This is a genomic window from Pseudomonas sp. Pseusp18 (assembly GCF_059506005.1).
Map to the genome: position 1 here is coordinate 2,263,141 of NZ_CP169240.1, position 14,160 is coordinate 2,277,300.

Genomic DNA, 14,160 nt, shown 5'->3' on the forward strand with positions numbered 1-14,160 from the left:
GTAGACGGAAAAACCCTGTTTATCATTGTTTCAATGGAGATGGGGGAGCCCCGAAAAGATCTTGCTGTTAATTGCCGCTTTCGCTCTCCAAGGCTTCATCAACCTCGGCAGCCGCCTTACCCTTGGTCTTCAACTCACTGACAATCACCGCCGCCACAATCAACCCCGCACCCATCAACGCAATCGCCGGCAAGCGTTCCCCGGCGAGCCGCCCGGCAATCCCGGCCCATACCGGCTCCCCGGCATAGATCAACGTCGCCCGGGTCGGCGAAACACTCTTCTGCGCCCAGTTCATCGCCACCTGGATCGCCGCACTCGCCGCGCCCAAGCCTAAAGCGCTGCACAACAGCAACCATGAGAAATCCGGAATCACTTCCTGAGTCGGCACCACCATCAGGAACGACAGCACCGACGTCACCGCCAATTGCACCACCGTCACCCGCCGCACGTCGACCTGGCCGGCATAGGTGCTGATCAGAATGATTTCCGCGGCAATCGCCACGGCGCTGATCAATGTGGCGATTTCACCGGGGCTGAAATTGAGCGACGCGCCGGAAGGCCCCGACAGCAACATCAACCCGGTAAAGGCCAGCATGATCCCGATGCTCGGCATCAACCCCGGACGACGCCCCAGCACCAGCCATTGCAGCAGCGGCACGAACGGCACATACAGCGCGGTAATAAACGCCGACTGACTGCTGGGAATGCTCTGCAAACCCACGGTCTGCAAGCCGTAACCAAGCATGATCGCCACGCCGATAAACGCCCCGGCCTTGAGTTCGAACAGCGTCAGTTCACGCAGATGGCGCCAGGAGAACAGCGCCACAAGGCTCGCCGCCGCGGCAAAACGCAGCCCGACGAAGAACATCGGCCCGCTGACGGTCATCGCATGCTGCACCAGCAAAAAGGTCCCGCCCCAGACCATGGTGATCAGCACCAGCACGCACTCGGCCTTGCTGAACCGGGAGAAACGGGGGGATGTATGAGAAGCGTTCATTGACGTCATGACCTTGCGCGCCATCTGAGGGAGACGCACAATGCGCCCGAAGTTGGGCAGTATACTGCGCAACGCCACCCAGTGAGCAATATAGTGCACAAAGATTCCACCCAACGGGCTTCGGTCCTCCAGCACGTCAGCCTGAACGTGCGACGTCTGCGCCACGCCGCCGACATGAGCCAGAGCGCCCTGGCCGAAAAGTCCGGGGTCAGCCGCCGGATGTTGGTGGCCATCGAGGCCGGCGAGAAGAACGTCAGCCTGACCACGCTCGACCGCGTGGCCGAAGCGCTGGACGTGGCCTTCAGCGACCTGATCCAGGCCCCCGACGCCCGCGACCCGAGCCGCATCAACGAACTGGCCTGGGCCGGTACGATCCCGGGCAGTAAAGCGGTGCTGCTGGCCAAAGCCACCGCCACCCGCGAAGTAGAACTCTGGGAATGGCGCCTGGAACCGGGCGAGCATTACCCCTCGGAGCCGGATGCCGAAGGCTACAGCGAACAGCTTTATGTGTTCGAAGGTTGCCTGACCCTGATGCTTGGCGGTCAGCCGCAGAAAATTGCGGCTGGCGAGTTCTTTATGTTTGCCAGTCATCAACCGCATTCTTATCGCAATGATGGGGACGTGGCGGCGCGGTTTGTGCGTAATGTGGTGATTTGACTGTTTACCGGCTAACACTGGATAAACGCTTTGCTGTTTTAAAGCTGCAAGTATTTCTTGAATAACTCTTCAACCTGTTGAAATAAAAGAAAATTATATTCAGGTGCGGCTCCTGAAAAACAGTGGGGATGGCATCGAGACGAGCAGGTGAGCTTCCTGATGGCCGAGCAAAATATTAACGTGGCACTCAAGTACGCTTCACAGGCTAGCGTCCGGTGAGTGACTGGCACGGGGCGATCAGCACGACTTCTATTCAGGTAAACATTGATCAGTGAGTACGCCATGACTGACACCCCACGCGGACAGGCGACCGACGCCATCCGCCACGCGGACATCCTGATCATCGGCGGCGGCCTGAGCGGCGCGATGCTGGCGGCGCAGTTGTTGCGTTTGCCGGGCAAGCGTCAGGTGCTGGTGATCGAACCCCGGGCCGAACTTGGTCGGGGCGAAGCGTATAGCGCGGTCGAACTGGGCCATACGCTCAACGGCAACGCGGCGCGGATGAGCGTTGACCCCGACAACGCTGATGATTTGACTCAATGGCTGACCGAGTACATTGCGGCCGGCGGCTGGCCGGAGTCGGATCAGCAGCATGTGCCGATCAGCGAATTGTTTCCGCCGCGCGGGCTGTTTGGCGTTTATATGCAGCAGCGTTTGGCCGAGGCGCAGGCGGTGGGCGCATTGAATGGTTCGAGTGTCGAGCATGTGCGGGCCGAGGTGGTCGACCTGCAAACCCGGGACAACGCTGTATTGCTGACCTTGAGTGACGGGCAACGTTTGCAAGGCGCCTATGCGGTGCTGGCCACTGGTATGTTCCCCGCCGCGCGCACACCGCAAACCGAATCCAGCGGCTTGAACGCAGCGGCGCTCGACCCGTGGGATGTGGCCGCCATGCGTCAGCTCGATCCGCAGTCGACGGTGCTGATCATCGGCTCGGGCCTGACTATGGTCGACGCCGTGGTGTCGCTGGAGCAGGCCGGGCATCGCGGGCCAATCGAAGTGTTCTCCCGTCATGGTCTGCTACCGCATGTGCGCCGACAACCGTCGGCGTGGGTGGATTTTTTAGCCGCGGACCACAGTATTCGCACACCGCGTCAGCTGGTGCGGGAACTGCGTCGGCATTGTCGCGATGCCATCGCTCAAGGCATTGACTGGCAAGCGCCGCTGGACACGGTGCGGGCGCACATCGGGCGGTTGTGGAGTCAGGCGACGGATCGGCAACGCCGGCAATTTGTGCGGCATGTACGGCCATGGTGGGAAAGCCATCACCATCGCTCGCCGCCGTTGAGTGCCGAGTTGGTGGCGCGGCTGCACGGGGAAGGGCGGTTGCGGATTCAGGCCGCATCGTTCAAGGGGCTCGAGCCTGCGTCGGACGGCGAGGTCAGTATCCGCATTCGTCGTCGTGGCGAGACGCAAACTTGCGTGGTGCATGGCGCGGCGCTGATCAACTCCAGCGGCATCGAATACGACTGGCGTCGGGTGGCGCGGCCGTTGCCCCAGCAGTTGCTCGCTCGCGGGCTGGTGCGTCCGGGGCCATTGGCGCTGGGCATTGCCGCGGCGGTGGATGGCGCGGTACTGGGTGCCGACGGGCAGGTCGCCAGCCGTTTGTTCGCCATGGGGCCGCCGTTGCGCGGCATGTGGTGGGAGAGTACGGCGGTGACTGACGTGGCGAGCCAGGCCAAGTTTCTTGCGGCGCGATTAGTAAGCGATCTGTTGTAGCAGCTGCCGAGCCCGCGAGGCAGCTGCTACGGGCAGGCCAAGTCTCTTGCTCGCGAAGAGGCCAGCCCATCCACCGCAAAATCCACAGTAAGACCAATAAACAGTCGATGTTTAATCGACATCTCCAGATACTCACCCAGGCTACACAGCCTTGCGCCGTTGCCTACGACTACGCCAGAATCCGCCGGCTTGTGCGCCTTGAGGCCGGGCTCTATCGTTTCCGGGTCGCTGACGAATCAGCGATCGGGTTTAGCAGCTCGATGAATATCAAGGCACGTCAGTGTCGCCATTCGCGTTATGGCGGCTATGCGTGGGGCACTTCGGTGCGCCGGGTTCCTTGATCCCTGGTCTGCTAACCCGCGTACAGCCGCCACCTTCTTCGTTTAGCAGCGATAGATGTCGGCTCCACTGATCAAGGAGCTTCATTTATGTTCAAACCAACACCAAATCCTCCGGAAACCGACGACGTTTCCCCCTACGAATCCCTCGATTCCAAAAAACTCCACGAAGCCGCCGACCGCGCCCTCGACCACTACCTCAAACCACCCATCCCCAAAGCCACCAAGCGCAAACCCAGTACCATTTACCATGTGGGTGCGAAGGTCGATAACGAAACCCTGCTGGTCAACGCCTGCGAATCCCTGGCGTCAGCGAGCATGATGCTCAGTGAGTTCGCCGGACTGATGGACATGCCACATCGCAATGTGATGTTGGGGATTCAATCGGTGGTCATGCTTGGGGAGTTGGCGGTGAACCGGGTGCTGGATAATTTCGATCCACAAGACTAGCTAGGATCTTTGGCAAAAGGGGCTTGTTGTGGCGAGGGGGCTTGCCCCCGTTCGGCGGCGCAGCCGTCGCAAAACCGGTATATGCGGTGTATCTGAAAACATGCAGTTGCAGGTTTTGGGGTCGCTTCGCAACCCAACGGGGCGGTGCGGCGTTCCGACAAGCCCCCTCGCCACAATGGGTTCCTGACTGAGCGCCTTAAATGCAAGAAACCCCGCATCACGCGGGGTTTCTTGTTTCCGGTGGTTTAAACGGCAACTCAAGCCCGCTTCCACAGGGTTTTGCGTATCAAGCCACCACTTGGTAGCACGGCACATACGCCGCGCCACCCGGCAGTTTCATCCGGTGCTGGGCGACGAAGGCTTTGAGCAAGTGGTCCAGCGGCTGCAAGACCTCGGCATCACCGCGAATCTGGTACGGCCCGTGTTCTTCGATCAGGCGGATGCCCTTGTCCTTGACGTTGCCGGCGACGATGCCGGAGAACGCGCGGCGCAGGTTGGCGGCCAGTTCGTGGGGCGGCAGGTTGCGGCTCAGTTGCAGGTTGGCCATGTTGGCGTGGGTCGGGTCGAACGGGCGCTGGAAGCCTTCGTCGATCTTCAGCAGCCAGTTGAAATGGAACGCGTCGTTGCGCTCGCGGCGGAACTGTTTGACCGCTTTGAGGCCCTGAGTCATCTGCCGCGCCACTTCGGCCGGGTCGTCGATGATGATCTCGTAGTGCTGCTGCGCTTCTTCACCGAGGGTTGCGCCGACGAAGGCGTGCAGTTGCTCCAGATACGGCGCGGCGCTTTTCGGCCCGGTAAGGACCACCGGGAACGGCAGGTCCTGGTTGTCCGGGTGCATCAGGATGCCGAGCAGGTACAGGAACTCTTCGGCCGTGCCCGCGCCACCCGGGAAAATGATGATGCCGTGGCCAACCCGCACGAACGCTTCCAGGCGTTTCTCGATGTCCGGCAGGATCACCAGTTCGTTGACGATCGGGTTTGGCGCTTCGGCGGCGATGATCCCAGGTTCGGTCAAGCCGAGGTAGCGACCGCCGTGGATGCGTTGCTTGGCATGGGCGATGGTTGCGCCTTTCATCGGGCCTTTCATCACGCCAGGGCCGCAACCGGTGCAGATGTCCAGGCTGCGCAGGCCGAGTTCGTGGCCGACTTTCTTGGTGTATTTGTATTCTTCGGTGTTGATCGAGTGGCCGCCCCAGCACACCACGATTTTCGGCTCGACGCCGGGGCGCAGGGTGCGGGCGTTGCGCAGCAGGTGGAAGACGTAGTCGCTGATGCCCTGGGAGGTGCTCAGGTCGATGCTCAAGGCGTCGAGTTCGTTTTCGGTGTAGACGATGTCGCGCAGGGCGCTGAAGAGCATTTCGCGGGTGCTGGCAATCATTTCGCCATCGACGAAAGCGTCGGCCGGGGCGTTCAGCAGTTCCAGGCGTACGCCACGGTCTTGCTGGTGAATGCGGATTTCGAAGTCTTTGTAGGCTTCCAGAATGGTCTTGGCGTTATCAACGTGGGCGCCGGTATTGAGGATGGCCAGGGCGCACTGGCGGAAGAGGGTGTAGGTGATACCGGATGAGGCTTCGCTCAGTTGCTGTACTTCACGCTGGGAGAGCGTTTCCAGGCTGCCTTTAGGGCTGACCGAGGCGTTGATTACATGTCGTTGGGTCATTCAATGATCCTTAAAACGATGTCACCCGCCAGCAACGGCGCATGGCATCCGAATAGTGTGTATCCATGATGAAGATGGCACGAACTGCGCTGTATCGCCATGCTCCCGTTTGACGATGAAAAGATGAAAAGGAGCTCCAGCATAGCTAAATCCTTCGGGGAGGCGATAATGCCTCGCAGTCTTTTTGTCACAGCGCCTTTTACCATCGATGCAAGGAACCCCGTCGCGATGTTCGAAATCCAGCCAATGAATGCCGAAACCTATCGACGCCAGACGCGGCGCAGCACGGTGATCATCGCCCTGATGTTCCTGGCGCTGGCGATGGTGCTGTCGACGGCGGCGGTGACGTTGTTCGGTGAACCCGGCGGCGATAATCTGCGCTTCAATGTGGGCGGGGTGTTTGCCGCGTTGTTGCTGACAGTGGCGTTGATGCGCGGCAGGTTCTGGAGTCAGGAATGGATGGCGCCAGCGGTTTACGGTTGGCAGCTCAAGCGCAGCCTGATGAGCGTCACCAACGTCATGCACCAGGTGACGGCGGCGGTGGAGCAGGGCGATCCGGGCGCCATGAAGCTGCTGCGCTTCTATCACTTGGGATTGAGCCAGATGCACCAATTGGACGGCAACTCCAGCGACCAGGGGCAACTGACCCGTGAGATGGATCAACACGCGGCGCGGATGCAAGCACTGGGCATCGATACTGAGCAGACGCAATTGAATCCGGCCTGGCTTGAGGCATTGAAACAGGCGCGCGCCTGATCCCTCTCAAACCCGCAGGTGCAGCGTTTCAAAGAGTTGTCGGTCTTCCTTTTTGGCCGAGCGGGCGTGACGCCGAATGACCTGCAACAGGCAATCGGTGAAGCACAGTGCCGGATTGCTCAGCGCACCATTGCGGCGTGTCACGATGCTCAACTGCCTGGGTTCGAATTGTTCGGTCAGCCCCAGGGAAACCACTCGGCCGAGAAAGGGCGGGGCGATACTCACGATGGATGGCCCCCAGGTGCACATGTCGGCCCGTTCGACCATCATCTGCAAGATCGCCAGTGAATGGGCGCGGACGATTCGGCTCTCATCAATTTGTGCACCGTGTTTCCAGAATAACTCCTGCATCAGCCCATCGTGACCGTCCGGTGCATAGTTCAAGGTCCAGTTCTGCTCCAGCAGCTCATGGATCGATCGAGCATTCTGTTGTGCATGGCCCTGGCGGACCAACACCGACGTTTGGTAATCGAGCAGGGTTTCGCAGGCAAATTCCTGGGTTGATTGCGCCGGGTGAAGTTGGCCGATCGCAAAATCCATGCTGCCATCGCGCAGCAGCGGTTGGGCCACGGCCATCAGGCTTTCGAACAACTCCAACCGGATTTCCGGCATTCGTTCCCGAAAGGCCAGTACCACTTCGGGCAAGAAGGTCAAGGCAATCCATGGCGTGATCCCCACACAGAGCCGCCCCTGAGCCTTGCCTCGCAGGTGATCGAGCTCTGTCTGCGCATGTTCGAGTTGCTTGATCACGAGCCGGGCGTGAGTCAGCAGCACTTTGCCGTACTCGGTGAAGTTCAGGCCGTTGGGCGTTCGGGTGAACAGCGGTAACTGCTGGCTGGTTTCCAGCTCGCGAAGTGCTTTGGTCACGGCGGCCTGGGACATATCCAGCGAACGCGCGGCTGCGCGGATGCTGCCGGTTTCGGCGCTGGCGATCAGCGCTTGTAGTTGATGCAGTTTCATATGCTCACCGTGACGACAACCAATGGTTGTCATCATAACCAAACTGCGTCTCCCCAGCCTGTATTCCGTTCCCTAAGATCAACCCCAACAGCCGCCCAGACCTATCGAGGGAATACAACAATGAACGCCGGCCCCGTCTTGCCTGGTATCGCAGCGATCCAGGATGAAATGATCGCCTTGCGGCACAGCATTCACGCGCACCCCGAGTTGGGCTTTGAGGAATTCGCCACCAGTGAGCGGGTTGCACAGTGTTTGACGCAGTGGGGGTTTGAGGTCAGCACCGGTGTGGGCCGGACCGGAGTTGTCGCCACCCTGAAAAATGGTGAGGGGCGGTCCGTTGGCTTGCGCGCCGACATGGATGCACTGCCGATTCAGGAAACCACCGGCTTGCCGTATGCCAGCCGGATTGACGGTGTGATGCATGCCTGCGGCCACGATGGGCATACCGCAACCTTGTTGGCGGCCGCTCGATACCTGGCGCAAACCCGGGCGTTCAACGGCACATTGCATCTGATTTTCCAGCCGGCCGAAGAGGGGCTGGGCGGTGCCAGGAAAATGCTTGAAGACGGCCTGCTCGAACGGTTCCCGTGTGATGCGGTGTTTGCCATGCACAACGTGCCGGGTTATCCCGCCGGGCATCTGGGGTTTTACAGCGGCCCGTTCATGGCGTCTGCCGATACGGTGACGATCAAAATCATCGGTCACGGCGGCCACGGCGCTGTGCCGCACAAGGCCATCGACCCGGTGGTGGTGTGCGCCTCGATCGTGATTGCCTTGCAAAGCATCGTGTCGCGCAACGTCAATCCGCAGGACATGGCAATTATCACGGTGGGTTCCATACATGCCGGAAGCGCTTCGAATGTCATTCCCGTGTTCGCCGAAATGAGTCTGAGCGTGCGAGCGTTGACCCCTGAGGTTCGCCGGCTGCTCGAACTCAGAATTACCGAGCTGGTCGAGGGCCAGGCCGCCAGTTTCGGCGCACAGGCCCATATCGACTATCAGCATTGTCATCCGGTGTTGATCAATGATCCCGAGCAGACAGCGTTCGCCCGTCAGGTCGCGCAGGACTGGCTGGGCGAAGGACAAATGATTGACGACCTGCGCCCCTTCACCGCCAGCGAGGACTTCGCTTTCATCCTGGAAAAGTGCCCGGGCAGCTATCTGGTGATCGGCAATGGCCAGGGCGACAGCGGCTGTCTGCTGCACAACCCCGGCTATGACTTCAATGATGCCTGCCTGCCGATCGGGGCGAGTTATTGGGTGAAGCTGGTCGAGGGTTTTCTGCGTTGAGCGGCGGCGCTTTCAAGCGCTGCGGCTGTACAAAAAGCTGTCGGTAACCTGGCTCGGCGAGCCTATAGAGGAAAAATAACAATGAAAAAAATGATCGCGGCTGTATCACTGGTGTTATTCACGGCATCCGGCCTGGCCGGGGCGGCCGACTGGTCCGGCAAAGTGTTGAAGCTGGGCGTCGACCCGACCTACCCACCGCTGGAATACAAGAACCAGGATGGCACGCTGACCGGCTTCGGGGTCGACATCGCCGAGGCGCTTTGCGCCGAGTTGCATGCTCGCTGTGTCTGGGTTGAAAGCAGCTGGGACGGCATGATCCCGGCCCTGCTGGCGCGCAAGTTCGACGCGGTGGCTTCGTCGATGACCATTACGCCCAAGCGCCTGGAGCAGATTGCGTTTACCGACAAGGTGTCCAATGCGCCGGCGCGTTTGGTGGTCAGGCGTGGATCGGGCTTGCTGCCCTCCCTGGAGTCGCTCAAGGGCAAGCGTATTGGCGTGGAGCAGGGGTCGACCCAGGAGGCTTATGCCAAAGCTGTCTGGGGTTCGAAGGGCGTAGACATTCTCTCCTATCAGAATCAGGACCAGGTGTACGCCGACCTGGTAGTGGGGCGACTCGATGCCTCGCTGCAGGGCGCGATCCAGGCCAGTTACGGGTTTCTGAACACTGCGCGGGGCAAGGATTATGAATTTGCGGGTGCCAACCTGGATGCCCCCGGTTTTTTTGGCGTCGGTGATGGCATTGGCTTGCGCAAGAGCGATGTCGAACTGCGCGAAGACTTGAACAAAGCGCTGGCGACGATTCTGGCCAACGGCACTTACGAGCGGATCAACAAGAAGTACTTCGATTTCGACGTCTACGGCGCGAAATGATGCCTCTCGATACCTGAAACAGGGCGGCCGTCCGGGCCGCTCTGTTTGACCATCCTCTTCACTAATAAAAACAAGGAGAGCGAAATGCTTCTGGAAGGCTTTGGCCCGCAAATCCTGCTGGGCACCCTGGCCACCCTCAAACTGGCCTTGGGATCACTGCTGATCGCCGTTCTGGCAGGGCTGCTCGGCGCCAGCTCCAAGTTGTCCTCCAGTCGTTTGTTGCGAGCGCTGGCCACGGGTTATACGACGGTGATTCGCAGCATGCCGGACCTGGTCATCATGCTCCTGTTGTTCTTCAGCTTGCAGATGCTGCTCAACCGGATGACGGATTGGCTAGGCATCAACCAGATCGATATCGACCCGTTCCTGGCCGGTGTCGCCACCCTGTCATTCATCTACGGGGCATATTTCACCGAGACTTTTCGCGGTGCCTTCCAGGCAGTCCCGGCTGGCCAGATCGAAGCCGCGAGGGCCTACGGCATGAGCCGCGGGAAAACCTTTCGCAAAATCCTCTTCCCGCAAATGCTGCGCCATGCCTTGCCGGGCATTGGCAATAACTGGCAGGTGCTGATCAAGTCGACTGCCCTGGTATCGATCATCGGCCTGACCGATGTGGTCAAGGCCACGCAGGATGCGGGCAAGGGCTCGTTGCAGTTCTTTTATTTCACGCTGGTCGGCGGCCTGATCTACCTGGCCATTACCACCGTTTCCAACGTTGTCTTGATGTGGCTCGAGCACCGCTACTCGGTGGGTGTCAGGAAGGTTGCACCATGACCGGCATTCTCGATGACTACTGGCAGGCTTACCTGTGGAGCGACGGGCCGCACTTTTCCGGGTTGGCGGTGACCTTGTGGCTGCTCATTCTTTCGGTGGTGAGCGGTTTCCTGCTCGCGGTTCCCTTGTCGATCGCCCGCGTCAGCCGTAATCCGCTGATCCGCCTGCCGGTGTGGTGCTACACCTACGTGTTTCGCGGCACCCCGTTGTACATCCAGCTGCTGTTCTTCTACACCGGTGTGTACAGCTTGCATGTGGTGCGGTCCCAGGATTTTCTCAACGCGTTTTTCCGTGACGGGTTCAACTGCACGGTGCTGGCGTTCGGGCTCAATACCTGTGCCTACATGACCGAAATTTTCGCCGGTTCCATCAGGGCGACCGCCCATGGCGAAATCGAGGCCGCCCGAGCCTACGGGATGAGCCGTTTCACCCTCTATCGCCGGATCGTTCTGCCGTCGGCGTTGCGCCGGGCCCTGCCGTTCTTCAGCAATGAAGTGATTTTGATGCTGCATTCCACCTCGGTGGCGTTTACCGCCACGGTTCCCGATTTGCTGAAAATTGCCCGCGACGTCAACTCGGCGACTTACGCCTCCTTCACCGCATTCGGCATTGCCGGATTGTTGTATGCCGGCAGCGCGTTTTTGCTGATCTGGCTGTTCCGTCGCGGTGAATTGCATTGGCTTGCCTACCTCAAACCCCGGACGCACTGACTCCTGACGGGACATGCTCGAATGTATAAATTGATCGTTGAAGACGTACACAAGAACTACGGCAGCCATGAAGTGTTGAAGGGCGTCTCGCTCAAGGCCAGGGCTGGCGATGTGATCAGCATCATCGGCTCCTCGGGGTCGGGAAAAAGTACCTTTTTGCGCTGTATCAACCACCTCGAACAACCGTCAGCCGGGCGCATCATTGTCAACGCCGAAGAGCTGCTGACCCGCAAGAACTCGAGGGGCGAATTGTGCGTGGTCGACCCCCGGCAGTTGCAGGTCATGCGCAGCAAGCTGTCGATGGTGTTTCAGCATTTCAACCTGTGGAGTCACATGACGGTGCTGGAAAACCTCATTGAGTGCCCGATGAGCGTGCTGGGTGTCGGGCGCCTGGAAGCCCTGGAGCGGGCGCGGCATTACCTCTTCAAGGTCGGCTTGCCGGCAAAGGTCGAGGGCCAGTATCCGGTCCAGTTGTCCGGCGGCCAGCAGCAGCGCGTTGCCATTGCTCGCGCGCTGGCCATGGAGCCGCAAGTGATGCTGTTCGATGAGCCGACTTCCGCGCTGGACCCCGAACTGGTGGGCGAGGTGCTCAGAGTCATGCAGCAGCTTGCAGAGGAAGGGAGGACGATGGTGGTGGTCACCCATGAAATGGCATTTGCCAGGCAGGTGTCGAATCAGGTCATCTTTTTGCATCAGGGACGAGTGGAGGAACAGGGAGCACCGAGCTGTGTGCTGGAGCAGCCTCGGAGCGAGCGGTTGAAGCAGTTTCTGGCGGGAAGCCTTAAGTAACGGGTGCTATCATCCTCGCTGATCCGGCGGATGATTTCGATGAGCGTTTTCGTGCAAATCACCTATCGTATCGGGTTGTAAAGGTTTGAGCGCCGGTCACGGCTGGCTGGCGCTAAAAGGGCGAACGGGAAAATTCGCCATGTCATAAGGGATTCAGGGAGCGTCATGGGGCATCCGTCCGTCAAAGATCGTATTGAACACACCCCGCTCGCCACGCCTTGGGTGCCCGAGCCGGTTGAGTCAACGCTCAAGGTTCGATACGCGGTTTCTCTGCTCATTGCGGTGTGCCTGTCCTTGATGGCCATTGTGATCGGGGAAAGCTGGAACTCGCGCCAGTACCATCTGCGTGAGAGCGAAGTGGCGATGTCCAACCTGGCGCAAACCCTGGCTTCGCAGGCGCAGGCATCGATCAAACAGGCCGACACGCTGCTGTTTTCCCTGGTGGACCGCCTCGAAATCGACGGTATGCAACCGGATAAATTTCCCCGGCTGCAACGTTTACTCCAGGCCCAGCGCAGTGAACTGGCGCAGATCCATGGGCTGTTCGTGTTCGACGAAGAAGGACGCTGGCTCGCCAACGCCATTAACGTCATACCGCCCAATGCCAATAATTCCGATCGTGAATATTTCATCTACCACCGTGATCATCCCGACCGCGGTCCTCATATCGGTCCGTCGATAAAAAGTCGCTCGACCGGTGAGTGGATCATGACCGTGTCACGCCGGATCAATCACCCTGATGGCCGGTTTGCCGGCGTGGTGGTGGCTTCGATCTACCTCAAGCATTTTCTGGATTTGTATAACAGTATCGATATGGGCAATAACGGGGTGATCAACCTGATCGCCGATGACGCCACCATCGTCGTTCGGCGCCCGTTCAACGAAGCCGATATCGGCACCAGCGTCGCCAAGGGGCCGCTGTTTACCCAACTGTTGCCCAAGGGCGATTCCGGTACGGCAACGGTGAGGTCTTATGTGGATGGGGTGGTGCGGGTGGTGGGGTTTCGACGGGTCGAGGGGTATCCGCTTGTCGTCTTTGCCGCGCTCGACAAGAATGAAGTCCTGGCCAGTTGGCGGCAGGAGTCGATATTCAGTGCGGGCATCGTCCTGTTGCTGCTGGGGTTTCTGGGGGCTCTCGGTTATCGCCTGATCCGCCTCATGAAGCAGCAGAATCATATTCAGAACAATCTGCTGGAGACTCAGGACAAACTCATTGAGGTCAACCGCAGCCTGGAGTTGCTGGCGCTGGAAGATGCACTGACCGGGCTTTCCAACCGGCGTCAATTCGACCTGTTCATTCTCGCGGAAATGGGCCGTGCCAGGCGTAGCCAGACCCATCTTGCGCTGCTGATGATCGATGTCGACCACTTCAAGAGCTTCAATGACCACTACGGTCATTTGGCGGGCGATGAGTGTTTGCGCAAAATCAGCGCGATCATCACCGAAAACATCAAGCGTCCCGGCGATCTCGCAGCCCGCTTCGGTGGTGAGGAGTTTACGGTGGTGTTGCCCGCCACCGATTATGTGGGGGCATTTCTGGTGGCGGAAAAAATCCGCCGTGCGGTTCAGCAGGCCGGCATCGAGCACGTTGGGGGCGTGGAAGGCGTGGTCACGGTCAGCCTGGGTGTCTGCGCCTACGACCCGGCCTCGCAAGCCCAACCCGACGACATTGTCGGCGCCGCGGACAAGGCGCTGTATGTGGCCAAGGCCAGTGGCCGGAACATGAGTGTTATCGCCAACTGAGTTCAACCGGAGCGGTGGTTACTGCCTGAACGGGTCGGATGCTTCCATTGCCGGAACAGCCGTGCGTAGATCAACACGTTGAGCGCCAGCACCACGCTGCCCAGCCCCAGCTGAATCGTGGGCGTCAGCCCGGCCGGATAAATGATCGGCCACACGTAATGTTCGATAAAACCGCCGCCGTAACCGGTTTGCCCGGCCGCGTGGCGCATGCGGTTTTCCCATTCGGTGAGCGGGCACGTCAGGTGGAAGACTTCCACGGTCACGCCCCATGCAGCGGCGGGCAGGTGCCACCAGATCAGGTGGCGCCATTTGAGCACCAGCAGCCCGCCGAACAGCACGAACAGAATGAACAACAAGTGAGACAGCACCAGCCCGTCGGCGGCGATTCGGTAAAGCATGTCGATTCCCTGGCGCGTTATATGAATCGCTCCATGGTACTCGGGCTGG

14 protein-coding genes and 1 pseudogene are annotated in these 14,160 nt (G+C 59.8%); 11 read left to right on the forward strand and 4 right to left on the reverse strand.

What is annotated here, in order from left to right; translation table 11 throughout:
* Nucleotides 1-67: 67 nt before the first annotated feature.
* Nucleotides 68-1,096 (reverse strand): DMT family transporter, encoded by a 1,029-nt coding sequence (locus tag ACEN9A_RS10155; RefSeq protein ID WP_258673421.1) that lies wholly within the window; start codon nucleotides 1,094-1,096, stop codon nucleotides 68-70.
* On the opposite strand from ACEN9A_RS10155, the gene ACEN9A_RS10160 reads away from it, so the two are divergent.
* From ACEN9A_RS10160 to ACEN9A_RS10175, 4 genes and pseudogenes are all read left to right on the forward strand, one after another.
* Nucleotides 1,091-1,654: a helix-turn-helix domain-containing protein gene (locus ACEN9A_RS10160; protein WP_018928010.1), complete on the forward strand. Its 564-nt coding sequence runs from the start codon at nucleotides 1,091-1,093 to the stop codon at nucleotides 1,652-1,654. The genes ACEN9A_RS10155 and ACEN9A_RS10160 overlap by 6 nt on opposite strands.
* Before the next feature lie 132 nt (nucleotides 1,655-1,786).
* A pseudogene (locus tag ACEN9A_RS10165) lies at nucleotides 1,787-1,877 on the forward strand (ABC transporter ATP-binding protein); the annotation flags it as partial.
* Nucleotides 1,878-1,936: 59 nt separating this feature from the next.
* Nucleotides 1,937-3,373, forward strand: coding sequence for an FAD/NAD(P)-binding protein (locus ACEN9A_RS10170; protein ID WP_258673423.1), 1,437 nt, complete (start codon nucleotides 1,937-1,939; stop codon nucleotides 3,371-3,373).
* Nucleotides 3,374-3,801: 428 nt separating this feature from the next.
* Nucleotides 3,802-4,161, forward strand: a complete 360-nt coding sequence (locus ACEN9A_RS10175; protein ID WP_258673426.1) for a DUF6124 family protein — start codon at nucleotides 3,802-3,804, stop codon at nucleotides 4,159-4,161.
* Nucleotides 4,162-4,447: 286 nt separating this feature from the next.
* Here ACEN9A_RS10175 and ppnN read toward each other — a convergent pair whose 3' ends face one another.
* Nucleotides 4,448-5,821 (reverse strand): nucleotide 5'-monophosphate nucleosidase PpnN, encoded by a 1,374-nt coding sequence (gene ppnN, locus ACEN9A_RS10180; RefSeq protein ID WP_018928007.1) that lies wholly within the window; start codon nucleotides 5,819-5,821, stop codon nucleotides 4,448-4,450.
* A gap of 228 nt (nucleotides 5,822-6,049) precedes the next feature.
* Here ppnN and ACEN9A_RS10185 point away from each other — a divergent pair, with 228 nt between their 5' ends.
* On the forward strand, nucleotides 6,050-6,577 hold the full coding sequence (locus ACEN9A_RS10185; protein ID WP_258673437.1) for a DUF3087 domain-containing protein: 528 nt from the start codon (nucleotides 6,050-6,052) through the stop codon (nucleotides 6,575-6,577).
* Between the two features lie 6 nt (nucleotides 6,578-6,583).
* Here ACEN9A_RS10185 and ACEN9A_RS10190 read toward each other — a convergent pair whose 3' ends face one another.
* On the reverse strand, nucleotides 6,584-7,573 hold the full coding sequence (locus ACEN9A_RS10190; RefSeq protein WP_196808882.1) for a LysR family transcriptional regulator: 990 nt from the start codon (nucleotides 7,571-7,573) through the stop codon (nucleotides 6,584-6,586).
* An 84-nt stretch (nucleotides 7,574-7,657) separates the two neighbouring features.
* Between ACEN9A_RS10190 and ACEN9A_RS10195 the strand changes: the two genes are divergently transcribed.
* The 6 genes from ACEN9A_RS10195 to ACEN9A_RS10220 all read left to right on the forward strand — a co-directional run bounded on the left by ACEN9A_RS10195 (nucleotide 7,658) and on the right by ACEN9A_RS10220 (nucleotide 13,713).
* Nucleotides 7,658-8,827: a M20 aminoacylase family protein gene (locus ACEN9A_RS10195; protein WP_258673440.1), complete on the forward strand. Its 1,170-nt coding sequence runs from the start codon at nucleotides 7,658-7,660 to the stop codon at nucleotides 8,825-8,827.
* A gap of 90 nt (nucleotides 8,828-8,917) precedes the next feature.
* On the forward strand, nucleotides 8,918-9,697 hold the full coding sequence (locus ACEN9A_RS10200) for an ABC transporter substrate-binding protein (protein WP_408981120.1): 780 nt from the start codon (nucleotides 8,918-8,920) through the stop codon (nucleotides 9,695-9,697).
* A gap of 84 nt (nucleotides 9,698-9,781) precedes the next feature.
* Nucleotides 9,782-10,471 carry an ABC transporter permease gene (locus ACEN9A_RS10205; RefSeq protein ID WP_019649253.1) on the forward strand — a complete coding sequence of 230 codons (690 nt, stop codon included), beginning with the start codon at nucleotides 9,782-9,784 and terminating at the stop codon, nucleotides 10,469-10,471.
* Nucleotides 10,468-11,181: an ABC transporter permease gene (locus tag ACEN9A_RS10210; RefSeq protein WP_258673445.1), complete on the forward strand. Its 714-nt coding sequence runs from the start codon at nucleotides 10,468-10,470 to the stop codon at nucleotides 11,179-11,181. Before ACEN9A_RS10205 ends, ACEN9A_RS10210 begins: the two co-directional genes overlap by 4 nt.
* Nucleotides 11,182-11,202: 21 nt before the next feature.
* Complete coding sequence (locus ACEN9A_RS10215; RefSeq protein WP_258673447.1) at nucleotides 11,203-11,970, forward strand: ABC transporter ATP-binding protein; 768 nt, start codon at nucleotides 11,203-11,205, stop codon at nucleotides 11,968-11,970.
* Between the two features lie 165 nt (nucleotides 11,971-12,135).
* The gene (locus ACEN9A_RS10220) at nucleotides 12,136-13,713 is read left to right on the forward strand and encodes a sensor domain-containing diguanylate cyclase (RefSeq protein ID WP_258673449.1); all 1,578 of its coding nucleotides are present in this window, start codon (nucleotides 12,136-12,138) and stop codon (nucleotides 13,711-13,713) included.
* Nucleotides 13,714-13,715: 2 nt separating this feature from the next.
* Here the strand turns inward: ACEN9A_RS10220 and ACEN9A_RS10225 are convergent, their stop codons facing one another.
* The gene (locus ACEN9A_RS10225; RefSeq protein WP_258673451.1) at nucleotides 13,716-14,111 is read right to left on the reverse strand and encodes a DUF2784 domain-containing protein; all 396 of its coding nucleotides are present in this window, start codon (nucleotides 14,109-14,111) and stop codon (nucleotides 13,716-13,718) included.
* Nucleotides 14,112-14,160: the final 49 nt, after the last annotated feature.